This window comes from Streptomyces sp. Xyl84, assembly GCF_059731885.1.
On the sequence record NZ_AP029182.1, the window covers coordinates 5,944,267 to 5,964,514 of the forward strand.

A 20,248-nucleotide genomic window follows, 5' to 3' on the forward strand; every position below is an offset into this window, starting at 1 on the left:
GCCGGGCCCCACGGGCGCATCCGCTTTCCCCAGCCCCGTTAGACTCGGCCTTTGGCACCTTTGCGTCCCAGAAACGGAGACGATTCGTCCACGAGTCGCAGACGGGGACCGTCAGCCTGGCCCCAGCGGTAGCTGGGGGACAATCGGAAGCACGGGAAGAGATGTCGGCACCGAATAAGTCGTACGACCCTGTCGAGGTCGAGGCGTTGAAACCGGAAGAGATCGAGCGCATGCGGGACGAGGCGCTCGCCGCCTTCGCCGCCGCGGACTCCCTCGACGCGCTCCACGAGGCCAAGGTCGCCCACACCGGCCCGGCCTCCCCTCTGTCGCTCGCCAACCGCGAGATCGGCGCCCTGCCCCCGCACGCCAAGGCGGACGCGGGCAAGCGCGTCGGCATGGCCCGCGGCGCCGTGAACAAGGCCCTCGCGGCCCGGCAGGGCGAGCTGGAGGCCGAGCGCGACGCCCGCGTCCTGGTCGAGGAGGCCGTGGACGTCACGCTGCCCCACGACCGCGTACCGGCCGGCGCCCGGCACCCGCTGACCACGCTCTCGGAGCGTATCGAGGACATCTTCGTCGCCATGGGCTACGAGGTCGCCGAGGGCCCCGAGGTCGAGGCCGAGTGGTTCAACTTCGACGCCCTGAACATCGGCCCCGACCACCCGGCGCGCAGCGAGCACGACACGTTCTTCGTGCGGGGCGACGACGGGGCCGACTCCGGTCTCGTCCTGCGCACCCACACCTCGCCCGTGCAGATCCGCTCCCTGCTCGGCCGTGAGCTGCCGGTCTACGTGATCTGCCCCGGCCGGGTCTACCGCACCGACGAGCTGGACGCCACGCACACCCCGGTCTTCCACCAGGTCGAGCTGCTGGCCGTGGACGAGGGCCTGACCATGGCGGACCTCAAGGGCACCCTCGACCACATGGTGCAGTCGCTGTTCGGCGAGGGCATGAAGACCCGGCTGCGGCCGAACTTCTTCCCGTTCACCGAGCCCAGCGCCGAGATGGACATGGTCTGCTACGTCTGCCGCGGCGAGTCCGTCGGCAACCCCGACCGTCCCTGCCGCACCTGCTCCAGCGAGGGCTGGATCGAGCTGGGCGGCTGCGGCATGGTCAACCCGCGGGTGCTGACCGCCTGCGGCGTCGACCCGGAGAAGTACAGCGGCTTCGCCTTCGGGTTCGGCATCGAGCGGATGCTGATGTTCCGCCACAACGTCGAAGACATGCGAGACATGGTCGAGGGTGACGTCCGGTTCACCCGGCCGTTCGGGATGGAGATCTGATGCGGGTCCCGCTTTCTTGGCTGCGGGAGTACGTCGACCTGCCGGCGACGGAGACCGGGCGCGACGTCCAGGCCAAGCTCATTCCGGCGGGCCTCGAGGTCGAGACCGTCGAACAGCTCGGCGCCGACCTCAAGGGGCCGCTCGTCGTCGGCCAGGTGCTCACCATCGAGGAGCTGGAGGGCTTCAAGAAGCCGATCCGGTTCTGCACCGTCGACGTCGGCCGGGCCAACGGCACCGGTGAGCCGCAGGAGATCGTCTGCGGTGCCCGCAACTTCTCCGTCGGCGACAAGGTCGTCGTGGTCCTGCCCGGCGCCACCCTGCCCGGCGGCTTCTCGATCAGCGCCCGCAAGACCTACGGGCGGGTCTCGCACGGCATGATCTGCTCGGCCGACGAGCTGGGCATGGGCGACGACGGCACGCACGGCATCATCGTGCTGCCGCCCGAGCACGAGGTCGGCACCGACGCCATCGAGCTGCTCCAGCTCGTCGACGAGGTCCTGGACATCGCGGTCACCCCCGACCGCGGCTACTGCCTGTCGATCCGCGGTGTCGCCCGCGAGGCCGCCATCGCCTACGGCCGCCCGCTGCTCGACCCGGCCCTGCTGGACGTCCCGGCGCCGAACGCCTTCGGGCACCCGGTGAAGATCGCCGACCCGTTCGGCTGCGACCGCTTCACCGCCCGCACGGTGACCGGCCTCGACCCCGAGGCACGCTCCCCGATCTGGCTCCAGCGCCGCCTGCAGAAGGCCGGCATGCGCCCGATCTCGCTCGCGGTGGACATCACCAACTACGTGATGCTGGAGCTGGGCCAGCCGCTGCACGCCTACGACCGCTCCCGCGTCCAGGGCACCATCGGCGTGCGCCGGGCCGAGCGCGGCGAGCAGCTCACCACCCTCGACGGGGTCACCCGCACACTGTCCGCCGAGGACCTGGTCATCACCGACGACCGCGGCCCGATCGGCCTGGCGGGCGTCATGGGCGGCGCCAACACCGAGATCGACGACACCGAGGGCACCACCACCGAGGTCGTCATCGAGGCCGCCCACTTCGACCCGGTCGCCGTCGCGCGCACCGCCCGCCGGCACAAGCTGTCCTCCGAGGCCTCCCGCCGCTTCGAGCGGGGCGTCGACCCGCAGGCCGCCTCCGCCGCCGCGCAGCGCACCGTCGACCTGCTGGTCCTGCTCGCCGGCGGCACCGCCGAGGCGGGCGTCACCGAGGTCGTCGCGCCCTCCGCGCCGCGCACCATCACCATCCCGGCCGACCACCCCGACAAGGTCGCGGGCGTCACGTACGGCCGGGAGACCGTCGTACGGCGGCTCCAGCAGGTGGGCTGCGACGTGTACGGGCAGGACGAGCTGATCGTCACCGTGCCGTCCTGGCGGCCCGACCTGACCGACCCGAACGACCTGGCCGAAGAGGTCATCCGCCTGGAGGGGTACGAGAACCTGCCCTCCACGCTGCCGCGGCCGCTGCCCGGCCGCGGTCTGACCGCCCGCCAGCGGCTGCACCGCCGCGTCGGCCGTGCCCTGGCGGGCGCCGGGTACGTCGAGGCGCCGAACTACCCGTTCCTCGGCGAGGCCGTCCTCGACCAGCTCGGTCTGGACGCCGGCGACCCGCGCCGCACCCGGGTCACCCTGCTCAACCCGCTCTCCGACGAGGAGCCCTCGCTGCGGACGACGCTGCTGCCGGGCCTGCTCGGCGCGCTGCGCCGCAACGACGGACGCGGCAGCCACGACCTGGCGCTGTTCGAGACCGGCCTCGTCTTCCGGCCCACCGGCCAGGAGGAGACCGCGGTCCGGCTGCCCGCCGACCGCAGGCCCACCGACGAGCAGCTCGCCGCCCTCGACGCCGCGCTGCCGCGCCAGCCCCGCCGGGCCGCCGTGGTGCTCGCCGGCGCCCGGGAGCAGGCCGGCTGGTGGGGCAAGGGCCGCCCGGCCGACTGGGCGGACGCGATCGAGGCGGCCCGGACCGTGGCCCGCGAGGCCGGTGCGGAGCTGAGCGTCCGCGCCGACCGGCACGCCCCCTGGCACCCCGGCCGGTGCGCCGCGCTGTACGCCGAGGTGGACGGTGCCGAGACCCTCGTCGGCCACGCCGGTGAGCTGCACCCGCGCGTGGTCAAGGCCATGCACCTGCCGGAGCGCACCTGCGCGATGGAGATCGACCTCGACCTGCTCCAGCGGGCCGGGGACGGCATCGCCCGGGCGCCGCGGATCTCCGCGTTCCCGGTCGCCACGCAGGACGTCGCCCTCGTCGTCGACAAGCCGGTCCCGGCCGCCGACGTGGAGGCCGCGCTGCGCGAGGGCGCCGGTGAACTCCTGGAGTCCATCCGCCTGTTCGACGTCTACGAGAACGCCGAGCAGCTCGGCGACGGCCGCAAGTCGCTGGCGTACGCGCTGCGCTTCCGCGCCGCCGACCGCACGCTGACGGTGGACGAGGCGTCCGCCGCCCGCGACGCGGCGGTGGCCCTGGCCGCCGAGCGGACCGGAGCGGAGCTGCGCAGCTAGCGCAGGAGAGTGCGGCCGGAACGGGAGACCGTGGTCACTCGTTCGGGTGGCGGGGCCGATGATCCGGCCCCGCCCCTGCGCACGATCGACAGAATCGGACCGGCCCCTCGGGGCCGGTCCGCGCTGTCAGCGCCTCTTGGGGGGCCATGGTCATGATCCGCATCAGGGCTGGGGCTCCCCGCGGAGTACGGCAGGGCGCCGTGTTCCTGGCCGTGGGCACCTGCACCGGCCTCTTCCTGCACGCCCGGCGGACCATGCTGCGCGAGCTGCGGCAGGCCCGCGCGGTCGCGGGCGCCGCGCAGAGCGTGCTGCTGCGGCCCTTGCCGCCCCGCGTCGCCGGACTGGACGTGGCGGCGGCCCAGCTGTCCGCCGACCGGGGCGCGGCGGTCGGCGGCGACCTGTACGAGGTGCTCGCCACCGAGCACGGCGTACGGCTCGTCATGGGTGATGTGCGCGGCCACGGCCTCGCCGCACTCGGTACCGTCGCCACCGTGCTCGGCAGTTTCCGCGAGGCCGCCCACGACGAGGCCGATCTCGCCGGTGTGCTGCGGCGCCTGGACCGGGCCCTCGCCCGCAGACCGCACGTCCGGGACGACCCGGACCACCCGGCCGCCGAGGACTTCGTCACCGTCCTCGTGGTGCAGGTCGCCGCCGACGGCACCCTGCACGCCCTCAACTGCGGGCACCCGTGGCCGTACCGGCTGAGCGGCAAGGCCGTGGAGCCCGTCTCCCGCTCGGTGCCGCTGCCGCCGCTCGGCCTCTTCCCGCTGCCCTCCCGCCTGCCCGTCGCCGAACTCGGCCGTCTGCTGCCCGGCGAGAGCCTGGTCCTCCACACGGACGGCGTGGCGGACGCCCGGGACGCCCGGGGCCGGTTCTTCCCGCTGCGGGCCGTGCTCGCGGAGGCGAGCGGCCCCGGCCCGCTCGCCGCGCAGTCGCTGCTGCGGGCCGTCCTCACCCGACTCCTGGGGCACACCGGTCACCGGCCCGCGGACGACGCGGCGGTCCTCGTCGTCCGACGCTGCCCGTGAGGCGCTCGCGCTCACCCCGCCGTCCGGTCGCCGCCCGCTCCGCCATGGAGTGTCGGCAGACGGCGGAGCGGGCGGCGCGGGAGCGGACCGCCGCACTGTACGAGGGGGAGCCGGCGGTCCGGCCGGCCTCTTGGAGGAGGCATCTCAGTCAACCGGCCGCCCACGCTGCGCGACAGCGCGCGCACGGTGCGGATGCGGGCACTCGGTTCACACCCCGTGTGAACCGGCCCGCACTACGCTGTCCGCACCGAGCCACCCGGGGGGCCCGACATGCAGCCCAACACACTGCTCGACGCGATCCTGGACGAGGCGGGCATCTCGCACGCCGGTCTGGCCGCGCACGTCAACCAGGCGGGCCGGGCACGCGGCCTCGCCCTGCGCTACGAACACACCGCCGTCGCACGGTGGTTGAAGGGCCAGCGGCCACGCGGCCAGGTGCCCGACCTGATCTGCGAGGTGCTGGCCGGCCGCCTGCACCGGCCCGTCACCCTCGACGACATCGGCCTGGGCGTGCCCGGTGAGCCGTCCGCCCCGCACGGCACCTCCCTGTCCGGCTTCGTCGAACGGGCCACCGCCCTGTGGCGCTCCGACGAGCAGCAGCGCCCGCACGTCCTGGGCGCGCCCGCCGTGACCGGCACCCCGGCGGTGATGCCGGTGTGGGAGTGGGAGAACCCGCCCGAGGACGCGGACGTCTCCCGGGGCGGCCGGCACCGGGTCACCCCGGCCGACATCGAGATGCTGCGCGCGGCCCGTACGCACTACGAGCAGATGTACCGCAAGGCCGGCGGGGTGGCGACCCGCGGCCGCGTCGTGGGCTTCCTCAACACCGAGGCGGCCCCGCTGCTGCGCGGCGGCTACACCGACGCCACCGGACGCCAACTGCACCGGGCCACCGGCGGGCTGGTGGCGGTCGCGGGCATCTGCGCGTACGACTCCGACGCGCACGGGCTCGCCCAGCGCTACTTCCACCAGGCGCTGCGGCTCGCCAAGGCGAGCGGGGACCGGGGGCTGGGGGCGTACGTGATAGCGCTGCTGGTCAACCAGTCGCTGTTCATGCGGGAGTTCCGGCAGGCCGTCGCCTTCGCCGAGGCGGCGCTGCGCGCCGCCGGCCGGCACATCACCCCCGCGCTGGCCTCCGACCTGTTCGCGATGCAGGCGAAGGCGTACGCCCACCTCGGCGACGGCACGAGCGCGCTGTCCTGCATCCGGCGCGCCGAGCAGGCCGCCGAACGCATCCGGCGCGGACACGAGCCCGACGAGACCGGCTACGTCCAGCCCGGTCTGGTCAACGTCCAGGTGGCGGAGGCGCTGCTCAGCCTCGGCGAGCTGGCGGCGGCCGAGGAGCACGCCGCGGCGGCGGTGGACACCCCCGCGCACGACCGCGGCCGGGTGCACCGGCTGGCCATGCTCAGCACCGTCGAGCTGCGCCGGGGCAACGTGGACAAGGCCGTGGCCACGGCGGTGCGGATGACCGAGCAGGCCCGCGGGATGGAGTCGCAGCGGCTGCGGGACAGACTGCGGGCGGTGCGCGAGCACCTGGTGCGCAGCGGCTGCGCGGGTACGGCCGAGGCGGCCGAACTCATCGACGGGGCGCTGCGCGTACCGCTGTTCACGACCCGTTGACCCCCGCACCCGCCACCTGCCCCCCACACCCGCCACCGACCTCCGCGCCCGAGACCCGGCCCCCGCGCCCGCAGGCTGCCTCACGCGCACCGGAGCGGGCCCCGGCCCACAGCGTCCGCCCCCCGTCGGCCGCTCTGCGCCCGCCGCTGCGCCGTGCGCGGCTCGCCGTGCGCCTGCCTCATGGACCGCCCCGGCTGCGATATTGCCACTGACCCGACGGAAGGTGGCAGAACCGTGCAGTGGACGAAACAGAGCGAACAAACTGTGTACGCGAACCGCTGGTTCACCGTCAATCTCGCGGATGTGGCGCTGCCGGACGGCCGGCACCTCGACCACTTCCTCATACGGCTGCGGCCCGTGGCCGCGGCCACGGTGGTGAACGACGCCAACGAGGTCCTGCTCCTGTGGCGCCACCGTTTCATCACCGACAGCTGGGGCTGGGAACTGGCCGCGGGCGTCGTCGAGGACGGCGAGGACATCGCGCACGCGGCGGCCCGGGAACTGGAGGAGGAGACCGGCTGGCGGCCGGGACGGCTGCACCACCTCATGAGCGTGGAGCCGTCCAACGGCCTCACCGACGCCCGGCACCACATCTACTGGTCGGACGAGGGCGAGTACGTCGGACACCCCGTGGACGACTTCGAGTCGGACCGCCGGGAATGGGTCCCCCTCAAGCTCGTGCCCGACATGGTCGCCCGCGGTGAGGTCCCGGCCGCCAACATGGCGGCGGCCCTGCTGCTCCTGCACCATCTCCGGCTCGGGCAGGACACCCCGCCCGCGCCCCCGGGCGGGCGGGACTTCCGCGACAGGCCCTAGCTAGCGGCCCAGTGCCTGCCACACGGCCAGGACGAGGGCGCCCACGGCCGCGAGCGCCGAGACGGCGGGCAGCGGCCAGCGGGAGTGCTCGACGGTGACGAGCCGTGCGCTCAGCTCGTCGAGTTCCTTCGCGGTCTCCTCGGTCCGGTGGTTCAGCAGGGCCAGTCCGCCCTCCACGCGGGCGTAGGCCACGTCCAGACGGCGTCGTAACTCTGCGAGTTCTCCGGGAACAGCGGGATGCTCGGGATCGGCGGTCACAGATCCGCTCCTTTCCGTAGTCGTCTCACATCCCTTGCATGTGCATGAGGAGTCAACTCGCCTGGTGGGCGTGGGGGGAGAGTGTGCGAACGGCATATGCGAGTCCGGTACGCACACGCCGTGTGAACGCCGCGGGCCCGGCACCGTCCAGGTGCCGGGCCCGCGGGGCGTCGCGCTGCGTGGTCAGCCGTAGGTGTAGAAGCCCGAGCCGCTCTTGCGGCCCAGCCGGCCGGCGTCGACCATGCGCTGGAGCAGCGGGGGAGCGGCGTACAGCGGCTCCTTGTACTCCTCGTACATCGAGTACGCGACCGAGGCGACCGTGTCCAGGCCGATCAGGTCGGACAGCTTCAGCGGGCCCATCGGGTGGGCGCAGCCCAGCTCCATGCCGTTGTCGATGTCCTCGCGGCTGGCGATGCCCGACTCGAACATCCGGATCGCCGAGAGCAGGTAGGGGATCAGCAGCGCGTTGACCACGAAGCCGGAGCGGTCCTGGGCGCGGATGGCGTGCTTGCCGAGCACCTTCTCGGTGAACAGCTGCGCCCGGCTCAGGGTGCCCTCGGAGGTGGTCAGCGCCGGGATCAGCTCGACCAGCTGCTGCACAGGGGCCGGGTTGAAGAAGTGGATGCCGATCACCTGGTCGGGGCGCGCGGTGGCGACGGCCAGCTTGACCAGCGGGATCGAGGAGGTGTTGGACGCCAGGATCGCGTCCGGCCGGGTCACCACCTGGTCGAGGACCTGGAAGATCTCCGTCTTGACCTGCTCGTTCTCCACCACGGCCTCGATCACCAGGTCGCGGTCGGCGAACTCGCCGAGGTCGGTGGTGAAGGTGAGCCGCGCCTGGGTGGCGTCCCGCTCCTCCTCGGTGATCTTGCCGCGCTCGGCCGCCTTGGCCAGGGAGTTGAACAGCCGGGTGCGGCCGATCTCCAGGGCCTCGCCGGTGGTCTCGGCGACCTTCACGTCCAGGCCGGCCCGGGCGCACACCTCGGCGATGCCCGCGCCCATCTGGCCGCAGCCCACCACTCCGACGCGTTCGATGTCGGTCACATCGTCCCTTTCGCTGCTGATCTACGGCTGTGGCAGGCGGCCCATGTGTGCGGTGCCTGCTCCGATCGAGCACGTTACCCCCGTCGTGACGCCGATCGCCCGGCCGGGTCGTGCATGCTGGCCCGGTGCACGATCCGTGACGGCGCGGATCCACGGCGTACTGGGGGTGCCCGCATGGGCCGAGTGACACGACGGGCGTTCACGGTGGCGGCCCTGTCGACCCTTGCGGTGGCACCGGGCGCCTCGGCGGCGCCCCAGCCCCCCGGCGCCCTTGCCGGGACGCGCGGCCGGGGGCCCCATGGCGGCGGGGCGCCCGGTGACGGCGCGGGCGAGGCCGGTGCACACGGGGACGGTGCGGGTGCCGGCGGCGCGAGCGGTGACGGCGCCGCGACCGAGATGCGCGGCATGTGGCTGGCGACCGTGGCCAACCGCGACTGGCCCTCGCGGACCGGGCTGAGCGTGGCCCGCCAGCGCGGCGAACTGACCGCGCTGCTCGACGCGGCGGTGCGCCGCCGCCTCAACACGGTGTTCTTCCAGGCGCGGCCCGCCGCCGACGCGCTGTGGCCCTCGCCCTACGAGCCCTGGTCGCAGTTCCTCACCGGCACCCAGGGCAAGGACCCCGGCTGGGACCCGCTGGGCACCGCCGTCGAGGAGGCGCACGCCCGCGGGCTCCGGCTGCACGCGTGGTTCAACCCCTACCGCGTCGCCCTGCACGACGATCCGTCCCGGCTCGCCGCCTCGCACCCCGCCCGCAAGCACCCCGGCTGGGTGGTGCCGTACGGCGGGAAGCTCTACTACAACCCGGGGCTGCCCGAGGTCCGCGCCTTCGTGCAGGAGGCGATGCTCGACGCGGTGCGCAGGTACCCGGTCGACGGTGTCCACTTCGACGACTACTTCTACCCGTACCCGGTGGCCGGCCACTCCTTCGGCGACGACGCGGCCTTCGCCCGCCACGGCGGCGGCTTCACGGGGCGGGCCGCCTGGCGGCGGGACAACATCGACCGCCTGGTCCGGGAGACGGCGGCGGGCATCGCGCGGGTCCGGCCCGGCACCGGGTTCGGCATCAGCCCGTTCGGTGTGTGGCGCAACGCCTCGACCGACTCGCGCGGCTCGGACACCAGGGCGGGCGCCCAGTCCTACGACGACCTGTACGCGGACACCCGCACCTGGGTCCGCAAGGGCTGGATCGACTACATCGTCCCCCAGCTGTACTGGAACATCGGCCTGAGCGCCGCCGACTACGCGAAGCTGGTGCCCTGGTGGGCCGAGGTGGCGCGCGGCAGCCGCACCCGCCTCTACCTCGGGGAGGCGCTCTACAAGGCCGGTGACGCGAGCCAGGGCAAGGCGTGGCGGGACCCGGACGAGCTGTCCCGGCACCTCACGCTGGCGAAGAAGTACCCGCAGGTGCGCGGGCACGTCTTCTTCGCGGCCAAGGAGGTCGCGGCGGACCCGGCGGGCGCGATGGCACGCGTGGTCGCCGGCCACTACCGGCAGCCGGCGCGCCCCCCGCGCTGATCGTCCGGTACCCGCGGTACCCGGCACCGGCTGCGGAACCGGGTGCCGCGCCGGATCACCGGGGCTGTTGCCGTTCTTCCTGGTGATGACGGACCTGGCAGTCGGGGCCGGGTGACATCACGGCCTCGTGCCCGTCCGGGAAACGAACACGGTAGGGCGGGTTGCCCTCCGTACCCATCACTTCGACCACTTCACTGACCTGGTCGTGCTGGCCGACCACCCGGCCGTGCTGCACGAGCTTGTCGCCTTTGGCTGCGCGCATCTGCGGGGCCTCCTCACCATGCGGGGGAGCAGCGGTCCTCGGTTCCCGAGTCTACGGCGCGGAGCGCGGCCGGAACCGGCGTGCGGCCGGAACCGGGTGTGCGGTCGGCGCCGGTGAGGCCGGTCAGCCGCGCGTCCGCTGGGTGACGGCGATGCAGACGAGCACGGCGGCGGCCGTCAGCGGGGCGGCCGGCGTCAGGCGCTCGCCGAGCAGCAGCACCGACCACACCAGTGTGAGCAGCGGCTGGGCCAGCTGCAACTGGCTGGCCCTGGGGATGCCCACCGCCGCCATGCCCCGGTACCACAGGACCAGCCCGAGGAACTGCGAGCCGACCGCCAGCCACAGCAGCCCGGCCAGGCCGTGGACGCCGAGGTGCACCGGCTCGTACGCCAGCGCGACCGCCGTGAGCGGGACCGCGACGGGCAGGCACAGCACCAGCGCCCAGCCGATGACCTGCCAGCCCGGCATGAGGCGGGCCAGCCGGCCGCCCTCGGTGTAGCCGGCCGCGCACACCAGCAGCGCGGCGAACAGGAAGCCGTCGGCGGCGGTCAGCGCGCCGCCGCTCTGCTGCACGGTGAAGGCGACCACGGCCGCCGCGCCCGCCAGGGCCGCCGCCCAGAACGTCCGCGACGGGCGTGCGCCGACCCGCAGCGCCGACAGCAGCGCCGTGGTGAGGGGGAGCAGACCGACCACGACCGCGGCGTGCGCGGTGGTCGAGGTGCGCAGGGCCAGCGTGGTGAGCAGCGGGAAGCCCAGGACCACCCCGGCGCCGACGACCGCGAGCGAGGGCCAGTGGCGGCGCGCGGGCGGGGGCACGCGCAGCGCCAGCAGGCAGCCGCCCGCGACGGCGGCGGCGAGCACGCTGCGCACGGCCACCAGCGACCAGGGCCCGAAGCCCCGCAGGCCCCACGCGGTGGCGGGAAAGGTGAGGGAGAAGGCGAGGACACCGGCGGCGGCCTGGAGGAGCCCGGACCGCGTCCGGCCGGACACCGCGGCGGGCCCGTCAGCTCCCGCGGGTCCGTCAGCTCCCGCGGGTCCGTCCGGAGCCGGTGCCCGCAGTGTCGGCCCCGGAGCCTTCCCGAGTCCGTCCGGAGTTCCGGGCGCGGGATGGTCGGCCGCTATCGGCTTTCGCGCAGTAGCGCTACTCTGTGCTTCCATGCATGAGCGTAGCAGTGTGGGGGATTTGACCGAAGAGCTTCGGAGGGAGGTGGAGCGCTACACTCCCGGTGGAAAGCTCCCGTCCAGTCGGGCCCTGGTCGGGCGGTACCGGGTGAGCCCGGTGACCGTCTCCCGCGCCCTGGCGCACCTGGTGGCCGAGGGGCTCGTCGTCACGCGTCCCGGCGCCGGCGCCTTCCGGGCCGCGCCGCCGGCCTCCGCCCCCGCGTCCGGCGACACCTCCTGGCAGGCGGTCGCGCTCAGCGCGGACGGAGCCGCCGACCTCGTACCGCGCACGGTCGACGCCTCCGGTGTCACCGTCTCGCTCGCCGCGCCGCCGCCCGGAGTGGTCGAGTTCAGCGGCGGCTATCTGCACCCCTCGCTCCAGCCCGAGCGGGCCATGGCCGCCGCGCTCTCCCGCGCGGGCCGCCGTCCCGGCGCCTGGGGCAGGCCGCCGCTGGACGGGCTCCCCGAGCTGCGCGCGTGGTTCGCGCGGAGCATCGGCGGCCCCGGCGGGACGGTCACCGCCGCCGAGGTGCTGATCGCGGCGGGCGGTCAGTCGGCGCTCACCACGGCGCTGCGCGCGCTCGCCCCGCCCGGCGCCCCGGTGCTGGTCGAGTCACCGACCTACCCGGGGATGCTGGCCATCGCCCGCTCCGCCGGGCTGCGGCCGGTCCCGGTACCGGTCGACGCCGACGGGGTGCGGCCGGAGCTGCTGGCCGACGCGTTCCGGGCGAGCGGCGCGCGGGTCTTCGTCTGCCAGCCGCTGTTCCAGAACCCCACGGGTGCCGTGCTCGCCCCGGGCCGGCGGGCCGAGGTGGTGCGGATCGCCCGGGAGGCCGGCGCGTTCGTGGTCGAGGACGACTTCGTGCGCCGGCTCGTGCACGAGGACGCGGGCCCCCTGCCGCCGCCGCTGGCCGCCGACGACCCGGACGGCGTCGTCGTGCACGTCGGTTCCCTGACCAAGGCGACCTCGCCCAGCTTCCGGGTGAGCGCGCTGGCCGCCCGCGGGCCGGCCCTGCAGCGGCTGCGCGCGATCCAGGTCGTCGACACCTTCTTCGTGCCCAGGCCGTTGCAGGAGGCGGCCCTGGAACTCGTCGGGTCGCCCGCCTGGCCGCGTCATCTGCGCGCCCTGGCCGCCGAGTTGAAGGCCCGCAGGGACACCATGACGAGTGCGCTGCGGCTGCACCTGCCCGAACTGGCCCTCCCGCACGTCCCGTCCGGCGGCTACCACCTGTGGGTCCGCCTGCCGGACGGCACGGACGAGGCCGTCTTCACGGCCGCCGCCCTGCGCGCGGGTGTCGCGCTGACCCCGGGCCGCCCGTACTTCAGCGCCGAACCCCCGGCCGCGCACGCCCGGCTGAGCTTCGCCGCGGTCGGCGGCACCGCGGAGATCACGGAAGGCGTGCGCCGCCTGCGCACAGCCTGCGCCGAGTCCCTTCCCTGACGACCGTCCCGGCGCGCACGCCCCCCCGGGGCCCGGCCCGGCGTGCCCGGCCCCGCGGGTGGCCCCCACGGTGGCCCCACGGTGGGCCGTCACGGACCCGGTCCGGCGCGCTCGGCCGGGCGTCCCCGGCCCCCACCCGGCTCGACGCGCCCGGTTGGACACGCCTGGCTCGACGCGCCCGGCCCGCGGCGACGGCGGATGCGTCGGCGGCGGATCCGACGGCGGGAAACCCGGTCGACACGGACCGTCCCGGCTGGCAGCCTCCCGGCATGGACGACACCCCGCGCCTGGCCGACGGCTACGAGATCTCCACCGACCCCGCCCGCATCGACGCCGCGCGCGTGCACCACTGGCTCTCGACGGACGCCTACTGGGCGCACGGCCGGGCGCGGGAGAAGCAGGACCGGGCCATCGACGGGTCGCTCAACTTCGGGGTGTTCGACACCGCCGGCGGCGAACAGGTCGCGTACGCCCGGGTGATCACCGACCTGACGACCTTCGCATGGCTGTGCGACGTCTACGTCGACCGGGCGGTCCGCGGCAAGGGCATCGGCACCGCGCTCGTCGCCGCCGTCCGCGAACACCTGCGGCCCCACGGACTGCGCCGGATCCTGCTGGCCACCCACGACGCGCACGGCGTCTACCAGAAGCTGGGCTTCCGGCCGCTGGAGCGCCCCGGGCAGTGGATGGCGCTCGTCTTCGAGTGAGACGGGGGCTCCGGCGGGGCGGGGCCCCTGACGGGCGACGGGCTCAGCTCTCGCGCGGGCAGCGCGTGTAGTCGGTGGTGAGCACCAGGTCCTTCGCCGGGCCGCCCACCCGCCACACGGTCCGCCAGTGGTCGGCGTCCCGGACGGTGAACTCGCCGCGGTAGAGGTCCGCCGAGCAGGGGTGGTCGGCGATGTGCCGGCCCGAGGTCAGGTCCAGGTCGTGGAAGGGCCGCCCGTCCGTGAACCGCACGTCCGCCCCGCCCGGCGAGGTCCCCGGCAGGAACCGCAGGGTGCGCTCGGCGGGGCGGGCCACGCCCCGCCAGACGAACGTGCCCGACTCGTGGTGCAGCAGCCCGCCGCCGTCCAGCGGACCGAAGTCGGTCACGCCGGTGAAGACGCCCTCGTCGCCGCTCGCCAGATCCCGCACCGACCGTTCGGCCCGCCACCGCCCGGCCAGGTAGGCCAGCGTGTCCGGGACCGGCCAGTACTCGCCCATCGTGTTCCGCCCTCCGCTCGCGTTCCGCCGGGTCCGGGGCCCGGCCGGTCCGGCCCGCACCGGCCCGCCGTCCGCCCGGTGTCGACATGGACCTCGCCGGCCCCATGGACGGGCTCTCGCCCCCTGCCTATCTTGCCGTTCGAACGACTGAGCGGGCTGGAAGGTGCGCGGCCGCCAGGTGACCCTCCTCCTCGACGGCGAGGAGTGGGCACCTTCACCGACGACAGGCCGGCCGAGCCGTTCCGCCAGGTCGTCACCCGCGACGCGGCCACCGGCGAGCTGATCGTCAAGGTCGTCAACGCGCGCTCCTCTGCGGCCCGTACGGCGATCGACCTCGGCGGGGCGTAGGTCGCGTCCCGGGCGAAGGTCGCCACCCCGGCCGCCGCGCCCGACGCCGTGAACACCGAGACCTCGGCGGCCGTCGTGCCCCGCACGTCCGCCTTCACCGGGGCCGCCGGCCGGTTCCCGTCCACCTTCCCGCCCGACTCCGTCACGTTCCTCGGAATCAGGCAGAAGCAGGCGGCCGGGCCGTGCCCCTACGCCGTGGGCTGCTGTCCGAGCGGCAGCAGCCCACGCTCGGCGAAGACCTTCTTGGCCACGAAGGTGGCGTTCAGGGCCTTCGGGAAACCGCAGTACCCGGCCGCGTGCAGCATCGCCTCGACGATCTGCTCGGGCGTCAGACCGACGTTGAGGGCCGCGTTCACGTGCACCTCCAGCTGGGGCTCGCAGCCGCCGAGCGCGGTCAGCATCCCCAGGGTCACCAGCTGGCGGTCGCGCGGGACGAGCTGGGGGCGCGCGTAGATCTCGCCGAAGCCCCAGGAGACGACCTGGTGCCCCAGCTCGGGGCTGATGTCGGCGAGCGAGTCGATGACCCGCTGCCCCGCCTCGCCGTCCACGCTCCGCAGGACCTCCAGGCCGCGGGCGAAGCGCTCTTCACGGGTGGTGCTCTCGCTCATGTCGGGTCGTCCGTCCCCGTCCGCTGCTCGTGCAGCAGTCGTTCGTAGTGATCGATCTTGTCGTCCAGCGCGCCCGCGCTGCGGCGCAGCGCCCGCATCCGCGCGGCCAGCTCGGCCCGGTGCTCACGCAGCATCGTCAGCCGGTCACCGACCGTCGCCTCGCCCTGGGCCCGCAGCCGGGCGAAGCGCTGCATGTCGGCGATCGGCATGCCCGTCTCGCGCAGCCGCAGCAGGAACTCCAGCCAGGCCAGGTCCGCCGCCTCGTAGCGCCGCTGGTTGCCGGTGGTGCGGCCGACCCGTTCGATCAGGCCGGCCCGCTCGTAGTAGCGCAGGGTGTCGTGCGTGAGGCCGGTGCGCTCGGCGACCTGGGCGATGGTCAGAGTCGTTCCCCGGCCTCGCAGGAGGGGCTGTCCGCTGGTCATGGGAAGACCGTAGAACCTGGAGCGCGCTCCAGGTCAAGGGCGGCCCCCGGACACCTCCCGCGCGGGCTCCGGCCCCGCGAGCCGCACGCCCCCCCGTGAGTCGCCGTGAGTCGCCCCGCGGGCCGCCGCCCGCCCCGGGGGCCCGTGGCGTCACCGTCCCGACACCCGGCGGCAATTCAATTAACCGCCGGATCATTTACGCGACGGTTCGAGTTTCCCTGACGGAAACAGGGTGCCGGAGAATACTGCTGCGCATTCGAATTCGCGGCACCGATTCTGGGCGACGGCAACGGCCAACGGGAACTCCGGCCGTCCAGGCCGGCGAATCAGCAACGCGCGGGGAGTGATCTCCCCTCCCCCCGACGAGACGCCGTACGTCCCGAATTCCCTGGGAGCCTGCCGAGAATGGATCGCCCAAGCCTGCCGAGGACCGTTTTCGGAGCCGCGCGGCGACGAGCGGACGGGGGCGCCGGCGCCCCGGACGGCGGCCCGCCGGCCCCGCCGTGGTGGCGGCGGCCGGGACAGTCGGCCGCCCTGCTGGCCGCGCTGATCACCGCCACCGCCTTCTGCGCCGCCGACGCCGTGGCCGGCAGCTACCCCTTCGGCCCCCGCACCCGCAGCGTCAACGACCTGGGCAACCAGTACGTGCCCTTCCACGCCCACCTGTGGGACCTGCTCCACGGGCGCGCTGACGGCGGACTCCTCGTCAACTGGCAGTCCGGCTACGGATCCAGCTTCCTGCCCGACCTCGGGACCTACCTCAGCAGCCCCTTCGCCCTGCTGGTCGCACTCTTCCCGCGGGACGAGATCGACCTCGCGGTCTACGTCGTGACCGTACTGAAGACCGCGTCGGCCGGCGCCGCCATGGCCTGGCTGCTGCTGCGCCTGCGCCCCGGCCGCTGGTGGGCGGCGGGACTGCTCGGCTCCGCCTACGCCCTGTGCGGATGGTCCCTCGCGGACGCCTCGTACAACCCCATGTGGCTGGACGGCCTCGTCGCGCTGCCCCTGCTGTGCCTGGTCGGCGAATGGGCGCTCACCGGACGGCGCCCGCTGCTGGGCGTGGTGATCGTGGCGCTCGCCTGGACCGCCAACTTCTACACCGCCTACATGGCCACGCTCGGCGCCGCACTGGTGCTGCTGCTGCGGCTCTGGCTGGGCCGTCTGCCGCGCCGGCGCGCCCTGGCCGCCGCCGGGCGGGCCACGGTCACCGTCGTCCTCGGCGTCGGACTGGCCGCACCGCTGGTGACGGTGGTCTACCTCGGTACCAAGCACGCCTATCCGGGCCGGGTCACGCACTTCACGCCGGTGCCCGCCGAGGACCTGCTGGCCCGCCTGCTGCCCACCACGTACGGCTTCGGCAGCCCCGCCCTCTTCGTGGGCACCACGGCCCTGCTGCTCGCCCTCGCGCTGCCCTTCCACCGGGGAGCCCCGAAACGGGTGCGCGCCGGATGGCCCCTGCTGGTGGCCGCAGTGACGCTGTCCCTGCAGTGGACCCCGACCCACCTGGCCTGGCACGCCTTCGCCACCCCGAACGGCAGCCCGTACCGCCAGGCCTTCGTGCTGTGCGCGCTGCTGGTGACCGCCGCCTGGTACGCCCTCTCGTACGGCACCCCGGGCCCGCGCGCGCTCGGCGCGGCGGGCGCCCTGCTCGCCGTGATCGCCGCCGCCGCGAGCGGCAGCGGCCTGGTGCGCTCCTTCGCCTGGCCGGTGCTGATCCTGGCCGCGGCGGCCGCCGTCGGCGGCCTGCTCCTCCTCGGCCGCGCGGAGCGCGGGGAGACGGGGGAGACCGGGGAGCCGAGGCTGGATGCGGCGTCCGTGGCCGCCCCCGGGGAACCGGTCCGGCCGGCGGGCGAGGACGCGCGGCCCGCTGCCGACGACGCGCGGCCGTCCCCCGGTGCCGGGAGTCCGCCGGCCGCCGGCGCGCACCCGGCCGGTGTTCCGCGCCCTCGGCCCGCCCTCGCCACCCGGCGCCGTGCCGGTCTGCTCGGTCTCGCGGCCGTGCTGCTCGTCGCGGCCCAGCTGGGCGAGGCCACCGCTACCTCCGCCGTGGCGACCCGGCTGCGCCTGGCCCACCTGGACGACTACGCGCCCTGGGGAGAACGGCAGCAGCGGCAGGCGGACGCCGTGGCGCGGGCCGAGGACTGGCCCCGCTACCGCACCGACCCGGGCCGTGAGCAGACCGTGGGCAACGACCCGATGATGGTGGGCGGCCAGGGCGCCCAGTACTACAGCAGTCTCACCGCCGACGTCCTCAGCCGCATGCTCACCGCCCTGGGCGACGGCTGGACCTCCCGCGGCCGGAACCTGCAGAGCCTGGACAACGCCGTCACGGACGCGGTCTTCTCCGTGGGCGCCCGCGTGCACTCCCCGCCGGACCAGCACCAGCACTGGAACCCGCGCGACCGCAGCCCGCTGACCGTGTCCCGCCAGGACGTGCCCGCGCTGGTGACCGTACGCCCGTCCGGCGCCGCCGCGGCCGGCACGGCCGGTGTGTCCGCTCTCGGACCGTCGCCGTACCGCAACCAGGAACTGGTGCTCGGCGCCCGTGTCTACACCGTGCCGTCCCTCACCGTGCGCACCTGGGGCGGGGAGCGGCCGGAGCGCGACGGCGACGCGGCCCGTCCCGGCCTGCGCATCGGCACCGCCCGCCGCACCGCCGGGGAGAGCCCCGCGCGCAAGCCGTCGATCACCGCCCGGTGCCCGGCCGGCAGCGAGGTCTACCTGTGGGCGCCGCACTTCTCCGGCACCGCCCGCCTGACCGCCGCCCCGGCGGGCGGCACCGGGGCGGGCGCCGCCTACGGCCCGACCGGGCGGTTCACCTCCGACGCCGCAAAGATCGCCGCCATGCAGCGGCTCGGCCGGGTCCCGGCCTCCGGGCGGCTGCGGATCGAGCTGGCTCCGACCAGGGCCGGGACCGTCCCGGACGGCGCCGTCGGCTGCCTGGACACCGCCCGGCTGCACACCGCCGTCGAGCACCTCAAGGCCACCGGCGCGAGCGAGGTGACCGTCTCGGACGGCACGCTGCACGCCCGCCTCCCGGCCGGCAGCACCGGCACCGCCGTCGTCGCCGCGCCCCGGATCGCCGGCTGGCGGTGTGCGGCGGGCGGCGGCCCCGAGACCCCGGCCGAGCAGTACTACGGCCTGATCGCCGTCCCCCTGGACGGCTCCGCGACCAGCGTCACCTGCACCTTCCACCCGCCGGGCCTGCGCCTGGGCACCGCCGCCGGCGGTGCCTCGCTCCTGGTCCTGGCCCTGCTCGGCGTCCTCGGCGCCGTCCGCCGCCGGCGGTCCGCCGACCGCTCCGCCCCGCACCGCACACCCACACGCCCGCGCGAGCGCACGCCCAGCGCTCTCTGACCGCGCCCCCGGGGAGAACCATGCTCATCTCGATCGTCGCCCCCTGCTACAACGAGGAAGACGTCATCGAACGCTTCCACGAAGCCGTCCAGAAGGTCGCCGAGGACCTGCTGCCGCTCGGCCACGACATGGAGTTCGTGTACGTCGACGACGGCAGCCGCGACCGGACGCTCACGCTGCTCCAGTCACTGGCCGCCGCCGACGCGCGGGTGCGGTACGTTTCCTTCAGCCGCAACTTCGGCAAGGAGGCCGCCCTGCTCGCCGGCCTGCGCCACGCCTCGGGGGACTCCGTGGTCGTCATGGACGCCGACCTCCAGCACCCGCCGGAGCTGATCCGGCGCATGGTCGAGCTGCGCGAGAAGGGCTACGACCAGGTGCTGGCCCGCCGCAGCCGCGATGGCGACCGCCTCACCCGTACCCTCACCGCCCGCCTGTACTACCGCCTCGTCAACCGCTTGGTCGACGTGGAACTCAAGGACGGCGTGGGCGACTTCCGGCTGCTGTCGCGGCGGGTGGTCGACGCGGTGCTGGCGCTGACCGAGTACAACCGCTTCTCCAAGGGCCTGTTCGCCTGGGTGGGCTTCCCCACCACCACCTTCGAGTACGAGAACGCCGTCCGCGAGCACGGCAGCAGCTCCTGGACCCTGAAGTCCCTGCTCAACTACGGTCTCGACGGACTGCTCTCGTTCAACAACCGGCCGCTGCGCGCCGCCCTCCACCTGGGCATGTGGCTGCTGCTGTGCGCCGGGGTGTACACGGCGTGGATCGTGGGGGCCGCACTCGTCAACGGCGTGCAGACCCCCGGTTATGTCACGATCATCACGGCCGTCACCGCGCTCGCCGGCGTGCAGATGGTCATGCTCGGCGTGATCGGGGAGTACACCGGCCGGATCTACTACGAAGTGAAGGGACGCCCGCACTTCCTGGTGAAGGAGAGCAATGTGGAGCGAACGAAGGATCTCATTCCCTGATGCGTAACCCGATGACGAGGCAGATCGTCACCTTCGCCGTGGTCGGCGTTCTCAACACGGCGACGTACTACGTTCTTTACCTGTTGTTCCTCACGCGTTTGCCGTATCTCCTCGCGCATGTGCTCGCCTTCTTCCTCAGCATGATCGGCTCTTTCTTCCTGAACGCGCGTTTCACCTACCGGACCCGGCCGACCTGGCGGAAATTCCTGCTGTTCCCGCTGACCAACGCGGCCAATTTCCTGATCACCACGGCGGGTGTCTACCTCATCGTCGACGTGCTGCACGCGGGGAGCCGGTTCGCGCCGCTGCTCGCGTCCGCGGCGGCGATCCCGGTGACCTTCGTCGTCTCCCGCTGGATCATGCTGCCCAAGGCGGACCTCGCCTAGGATTGCATAAACGTGCATCCA

General features: G+C 74.2%; 18 protein-coding genes and 1 pseudogene. 12 read left to right on the forward strand and 7 right to left on the reverse strand.

Annotated features, from left to right (window positions below):
- Positions 1-161 precede the first annotated feature (161 nt).
- From pheS to AC6I72_RS25820, 5 genes are all read left to right on the forward strand, one after another.
- A complete protein-coding gene (gene pheS, locus AC6I72_RS25800) occupies positions 162-1,280 on the forward strand; it encodes a phenylalanine--tRNA ligase subunit alpha (protein ID WP_051813318.1) in 1,119 nt (372 codons plus the stop codon).
- On the forward strand, positions 1,280-3,784 hold the full coding sequence (gene pheT, locus AC6I72_RS25805) for a phenylalanine--tRNA ligase subunit beta (RefSeq protein ID WP_498003528.1): 2,505 nt from the start codon (positions 1,280-1,282) through the stop codon (positions 3,782-3,784). Before pheS ends, pheT begins: the two co-directional genes overlap by 1 nt.
- 152 nt (positions 3,785-3,936) lie before the next feature.
- Positions 3,937-4,812 (forward strand): PP2C family protein-serine/threonine phosphatase, encoded by an 876-nt coding sequence (locus tag AC6I72_RS25810; RefSeq protein WP_498003529.1) that lies wholly within the window; start codon positions 3,937-3,939, stop codon positions 4,810-4,812.
- Between the two features lie 270 nt (positions 4,813-5,082).
- Entirely contained in the window at positions 5,083-6,435 is a 1,353-nt protein-coding gene (locus AC6I72_RS25815; protein ID WP_498003530.1) for an NsdA family TPR-like regulatory protein, read from the forward strand.
- Positions 6,436-6,669: 234 nt separating this feature from the next.
- On the forward strand, positions 6,670-7,251 hold the full coding sequence (locus AC6I72_RS25820; RefSeq protein ID WP_498003532.1) for an NUDIX hydrolase: 582 nt from the start codon (positions 6,670-6,672) through the stop codon (positions 7,249-7,251).
- Here AC6I72_RS25820 and AC6I72_RS25825 read toward each other — a convergent pair whose 3' ends face one another.
- Complete coding sequence (locus AC6I72_RS25825) at positions 7,252-7,509, reverse strand: hypothetical protein (RefSeq protein WP_498003533.1); 258 nt, start codon at positions 7,507-7,509, stop codon at positions 7,252-7,254.
- A 183-nt stretch (positions 7,510-7,692) separates the two neighbouring features.
- Positions 7,693-8,553, reverse strand: coding sequence for a 3-hydroxybutyryl-CoA dehydrogenase (locus tag AC6I72_RS25830; RefSeq protein ID WP_037860187.1), 861 nt, complete (start codon positions 8,551-8,553; stop codon positions 7,693-7,695).
- Between the two features lie 174 nt (positions 8,554-8,727).
- Between AC6I72_RS25830 and AC6I72_RS25835 the strand changes: the two genes are divergently transcribed.
- Entirely contained in the window at positions 8,728-10,068 is a 1,341-nt protein-coding gene (locus tag AC6I72_RS25835) for a glycoside hydrolase family 10-like protein (protein ID WP_498003534.1), read from the forward strand.
- 55 nt (positions 10,069-10,123) lie between these two features.
- Here AC6I72_RS25835 and AC6I72_RS25840 read toward each other — a convergent pair whose 3' ends face one another.
- Both AC6I72_RS25840 and AC6I72_RS25845 read right to left on the reverse strand, forming a co-directional pair.
- Positions 10,124-10,330 carry a DUF1918 domain-containing protein gene (locus AC6I72_RS25840; protein WP_037860183.1) on the reverse strand — a complete coding sequence of 69 codons (207 nt, stop codon included), beginning with the start codon at positions 10,328-10,330 and terminating at the stop codon, positions 10,124-10,126.
- Between the two features lie 123 nt (positions 10,331-10,453).
- A complete protein-coding gene (locus AC6I72_RS25845) occupies positions 10,454-11,488 on the reverse strand; it encodes a DMT family transporter (protein WP_498003535.1) in 1,035 nt (344 codons plus the stop codon).
- Here AC6I72_RS25845 and AC6I72_RS25850 point away from each other — a divergent pair.
- Positions 11,487-12,932 carry an aminotransferase-like domain-containing protein gene (locus tag AC6I72_RS25850; RefSeq protein WP_498003536.1) on the forward strand — a complete coding sequence of 482 codons (1,446 nt, stop codon included), beginning with the start codon at positions 11,487-11,489 and terminating at the stop codon, positions 12,930-12,932. The genes AC6I72_RS25845 and AC6I72_RS25850 overlap by 2 nt on opposite strands.
- A gap of 269 nt (positions 12,933-13,201) precedes the next feature.
- Positions 13,202-13,639 carry a GNAT family N-acetyltransferase gene (locus AC6I72_RS25855; RefSeq protein WP_498003537.1) on the forward strand — a complete coding sequence of 146 codons (438 nt, stop codon included), beginning with the start codon at positions 13,202-13,204 and terminating at the stop codon, positions 13,637-13,639.
- A gap of 43 nt (positions 13,640-13,682) precedes the next feature.
- On the opposite strand, the gene AC6I72_RS25860 is transcribed toward AC6I72_RS25855, so the two are convergent.
- A complete protein-coding gene (locus AC6I72_RS25860) occupies positions 13,683-14,135 on the reverse strand; it encodes a DUF6314 family protein (protein WP_498003538.1) in 453 nt (150 codons plus the stop codon).
- A gap of 160 nt (positions 14,136-14,295) precedes the next feature.
- Here AC6I72_RS25860 and AC6I72_RS25865 point away from each other — a divergent pair.
- Positions 14,296-14,651, forward strand: a pseudogene (locus AC6I72_RS25865) (alpha-L-arabinofuranosidase C-terminal domain-containing protein); the annotation flags it as partial.
- 20 nt (positions 14,652-14,671) lie between these two features.
- Here the strand turns inward: AC6I72_RS25865 and AC6I72_RS25870 are convergent.
- On the reverse strand, positions 14,672-15,091 hold the full coding sequence (locus tag AC6I72_RS25870) for a carboxymuconolactone decarboxylase family protein (RefSeq protein ID WP_366726850.1): 420 nt from the start codon (positions 15,089-15,091) through the stop codon (positions 14,672-14,674).
- Positions 15,088-15,513 (reverse strand): MerR family transcriptional regulator, encoded by a 426-nt coding sequence (locus AC6I72_RS25875; RefSeq protein WP_498003539.1) that lies wholly within the window; start codon positions 15,511-15,513, stop codon positions 15,088-15,090. Before AC6I72_RS25875 ends, AC6I72_RS25870 begins: the two co-directional genes overlap by 4 nt.
- Positions 15,514-15,918: 405 nt before the next feature.
- Here AC6I72_RS25875 and AC6I72_RS25880 point away from each other — a divergent pair, with 405 nt between their 5' ends.
- From AC6I72_RS25880 to AC6I72_RS25890, 3 genes are read left to right on the forward strand one after another with little or no spacing between them, the layout of a single operon-like run.
- On the forward strand, positions 15,919-18,870 hold the full coding sequence (locus AC6I72_RS25880) for a YfhO family protein (RefSeq protein WP_498003540.1): 2,952 nt from the start codon (positions 15,919-15,921) through the stop codon (positions 18,868-18,870).
- A 20-nt stretch (positions 18,871-18,890) separates the two neighbouring features.
- Positions 18,891-19,841, forward strand: a complete 951-nt coding sequence (locus AC6I72_RS25885; RefSeq protein WP_498003541.1) for a glycosyltransferase family 2 protein — start codon at positions 18,891-18,893, stop codon at positions 19,839-19,841.
- A complete protein-coding gene (locus AC6I72_RS25890; protein WP_037860163.1) occupies positions 19,841-20,227 on the forward strand; it encodes a GtrA family protein in 387 nt (128 codons plus the stop codon). The genes AC6I72_RS25885 and AC6I72_RS25890 overlap by 1 nt, the downstream gene beginning before the upstream one ends.
- The last annotated feature ends 21 nt before the right edge of the window (positions 20,228-20,248 follow it).

What these genes read in the sequence shown, in the direction of transcription:
- AC6I72_RS25815 (WP_498003530.1), top strand. Translation starts at nt 5,083, where the DNA reads ATGCAGCCCAACACACTGCTCGACGCGATCCTGGACGAGGCGGGCATC.
- AC6I72_RS25885 (WP_498003541.1), top strand. Translation starts at nt 18,891, where the DNA reads ATGCTCATCTCGATCGTCGCCCCCTGCTACAACGAGGAAGACGTCATC.
- AC6I72_RS25835 (WP_498003534.1), top strand. Translation starts at nt 8,728, where the DNA reads ATGGGCCGAGTGACACGACGGGCGTTCACGGTGGCGGCCCTGTCGACC.
- AC6I72_RS25810 (WP_498003529.1), top strand. Translation starts at nt 3,937, where the DNA reads ATGATCCGCATCAGGGCTGGGGCTCCCCGCGGAGTACGGCAGGGCGCC.
- AC6I72_RS25860 (WP_498003538.1), bottom strand. Translation starts at nt 14,135, where the DNA reads ATGGGCGAGTACTGGCCGGTCCCGGACACGCTGGCCTACCTGGCCGGG.
- AC6I72_RS25845 (WP_498003535.1), bottom strand. Translation starts at nt 11,488, where the DNA reads ATGGAAGCACAGAGTAGCGCTACTGCGCGAAAGCCGATAGCGGCCGAC.
- AC6I72_RS25870 (WP_366726850.1), bottom strand. Translation starts at nt 15,091, where the DNA reads ATGAGCGAGAGCACCACCCGTGAAGAGCGCTTCGCCCGCGGCCTGGAG.
- pheT (WP_498003528.1), top strand. Translation starts at nt 1,280, where the DNA reads ATGCGGGTCCCGCTTTCTTGGCTGCGGGAGTACGTCGACCTGCCGGCG.
- AC6I72_RS25840 (WP_037860183.1), bottom strand. Translation starts at nt 10,330, where the DNA reads ATGCGCGCAGCCAAAGGCGACAAGCTCGTGCAGCACGGCCGGGTGGTC.
- AC6I72_RS25890 (WP_037860163.1), top strand. Translation starts at nt 19,841, where the DNA reads ATGCGTAACCCGATGACGAGGCAGATCGTCACCTTCGCCGTGGTCGGC.
- AC6I72_RS25875 (WP_498003539.1), bottom strand. Translation starts at nt 15,513, where the DNA reads ATGACCAGCGGACAGCCCCTCCTGCGAGGCCGGGGAACGACTCTGACC.
- AC6I72_RS25880 (WP_498003540.1), top strand. Translation starts at nt 15,919, where the DNA reads ATGGATCGCCCAAGCCTGCCGAGGACCGTTTTCGGAGCCGCGCGGCGA.
- AC6I72_RS25855 (WP_498003537.1), top strand. Translation starts at nt 13,202, where the DNA reads ATGGACGACACCCCGCGCCTGGCCGACGGCTACGAGATCTCCACCGAC.
- pheS (WP_051813318.1), top strand. Translation starts at nt 162, where the DNA reads ATGTCGGCACCGAATAAGTCGTACGACCCTGTCGAGGTCGAGGCGTTG.
- AC6I72_RS25850 (WP_498003536.1), top strand. Translation starts at nt 11,487, where the DNA reads ATGCATGAGCGTAGCAGTGTGGGGGATTTGACCGAAGAGCTTCGGAGG.